The organism is Kitasatospora sp. MBT66 (genome assembly GCF_000710405.2).
Lineage (GTDB): Bacteria > Actinomycetota > Actinomycetes > Streptomycetales > Streptomycetaceae > Kitasatospora > Kitasatospora purpeofusca.
This window is the reverse complement of the sequence record NZ_JAIY01000026.1, coordinates 1-2,077: the sequence shown is the minus strand read 5'-3', so window position 1 is coordinate 2,077 and position 2,077 is coordinate 1. Positions and strand designations below refer to the sequence as shown.

At 67.1% G+C, this 2,077-nt stretch carries 3 protein-coding genes; all 3 read right to left on the bottom strand.

Annotation, left to right across the window (positions count from 1 at the left end; all coding sequences use genetic code 11):
- Positions 1–8: 8 nt before the first annotated feature.
- The 3 genes from BI06_RS44910 to BI06_RS44900 all read right to left on the bottom strand — a co-directional run bounded on the left by BI06_RS44910 (position 9) and on the right by BI06_RS44900 (position 1,314).
- Positions 9–329: a hypothetical protein gene (locus BI06_RS44910; RefSeq protein ID WP_043478909.1), complete on the bottom strand. Its 321-nt coding sequence runs from the start codon at positions 327–329 to the stop codon at positions 9–11.
- Complete coding sequence (locus tag BI06_RS44905) at positions 329–985, bottom strand: ParA family protein (RefSeq protein ID WP_149030696.1); 657 nt, start codon at positions 983–985, stop codon at positions 329–331. Before BI06_RS44905 ends, BI06_RS44910 begins: the two co-directional genes overlap by 1 nt.
- 74 nt (positions 986–1,059) lie before the next feature.
- Positions 1,060–1,314 (bottom strand): hypothetical protein, encoded by a 255-nt coding sequence (locus BI06_RS44900; RefSeq protein WP_043478906.1) that lies wholly within the window; start codon positions 1,312–1,314, stop codon positions 1,060–1,062.
- Positions 1,315–2,077: the final 763 nt, after the last annotated feature.

Sequence of the window (2,077 nt, the reverse complement as noted above, 5' to 3'; positions counted from 1 at the left end):
CAGTGCCTTCAGTGGCGGCGGCTACGGGCGTCCTGGGTCTCCAGCTCCAGCCGCTGCAAGCCCTCCCGGATCTCCGCCGACAGCTCGGGGTCCTGGTCCAGGCGCTCGATCAGCAGCCGGAGGACGGGCGCCATCTGAACAGCCGGCAGACCGGTCTCCGCGGCGGCCAGGTTGCACCAGCGCCGGAACTTGGCGTGCTGCTTGGGGGCCAGGTCCAGCGTGACCCGGATCGGTTCGGTGCGGACCTTCTCCGCCGGCTGCACCGTGCGCTCGGGGGCCTTAGCCCGGTCGGCGGCGGCGGCGTACTTGTTCGTCTTACGGTTGGCCATCAGCCGGCCTGCCTCTGCTTCAGTTCGCGGATGACCCGCTCGTACGGGGTACCGATCGCCCTGACCCTCTGCCCGCCGCTCTGGCGGTAGCGGTCGTCGTTGTGCGGGATCTGGGTGTCCAGGACGACGAACCCCTTGTCTCGGAACAACTGGCGCACGTCGGCGTCGGGCCCGCCCTTGGTCATCCGCGCGGTGTTCGTCCGGTTCAGCAGGACCACCACGTCCGCGGGAGCCTGACCCGTGTCGGTGCGCAGCTCCTGCGTGTTGTCCAGGAACTCGACCAAGGTGCCGTCCGCGAACATGCGGTCCACCTCGATGATGGACGGCGCGATGGGCAGCACCCAGGTGCTACAGATCCGCAGCGCGCTGCGGGCGATGCCCGCGTGGTCCTCCACCTGGGGCACGTCCACGATCAGGGAGCCGCGGTTCTCCATCAGGTCGGGGATGTCGGTGTGCAGCGTGCGGGTCGCCTTGCTGATCACCGGGAAGTGGAAGCCGCCGGCCAGCTCCTCCCAGCGCTGGGTGGAGCGGCCCTTGTCCGCGTCCACCACCAGGGGGTTGTCCCCAGCCTCATAGAGGGCCTGGCCGAGGAACACGGCGCTGGTCGATTTGCCCACACCTGGTTTCAGGTTCACGAGCGCGATGGTCAAGGTCATGCCGGGAGGGTACTGCACATCAGGTCGGGCAGTACGTTCCGTGCCTGTTGAGCTGCCAAAATACACGGCTGTGATCACTTCCGCGTGTTGACGGGGGAGGGGCTGACCAGGGCCTGGCCAGCGTCGAAGCCGCAGCACGGGCACATGGCCTCGGGGTTGGTCCGTGAGGCCGGCCCCGGCCACCACCACCAGGTCCCGCACGCCGAGCAGCACATCAGGTCGTCGGCCAGGTGGGTACCCGGCCGGCAGTTGCACGGGCCCTCCGACCGGCCGGAGGGCACCGCGGCCCAGCAGAAGTACGGCAGCGCGGGCAGCGTGAAGCGGGGCACCGCGGGTCTCCTCTCCTCGGCGCGCTGCTGCTGTTCAGTTCTCCGATCCAGAAGTGAACAGTGGCCCGGAACTGAACAGTGCAACTGAGCAGCGGCCCGAAAGGTGCGTTTGCCCAGGTCAGAGCCGGTGCGTGGCCGCGATGCCCGGGGACCAGGGCCAGGACGTCCCCAGGGCCACTGTTCACTTTGTTCAGTTGTCTTTTGGGACTGAACAGCGGCTCCCGGCAGCGTTTGCCCAGGTCAGAATGGGTGAGAGGGGGTCCACTGTTCAGTTTGTTCAGTTTCCGGGGCAGAGAAGCAGGGCTCAGGACGAAACGACCCAGCCCATTACCATCTCTTTACTAAAGGGCCCGCCGGATCAGCCGGCCGCCCCCGCCAGACGGGCCCTCCCGCCGTTCGCCGGGGGCGGGAAGCCTCACGGGCAATCAAGCTAGATTGATCTGGATCATGACATCCAGAAAAGTTACCTGCGCGTAGGTCTTGACAAATGAAGAACTGACGCGCTTTTATTCGGAGCGTCAGAAATTGGTCTAGTAACAGAGAGTAGGAATCATGACCCGGCCACCCCCCCCGCCGGCAACCGCCAAAGGCACTGCACACACTGCGCTCACTGCAAGCACTGCGGCTCTGACCTGCAACGAAGTGGAGCGCGGCCCGATGGGCCGCGCGTGGGGGCCGAGGCGCTCGCGCCTCCGGCGCTCACAGAGGGTAGGTAAGCCCGCCGTAGGCGGAGCACCAGCCTTCGGCTGGTTCCCCCTACCGG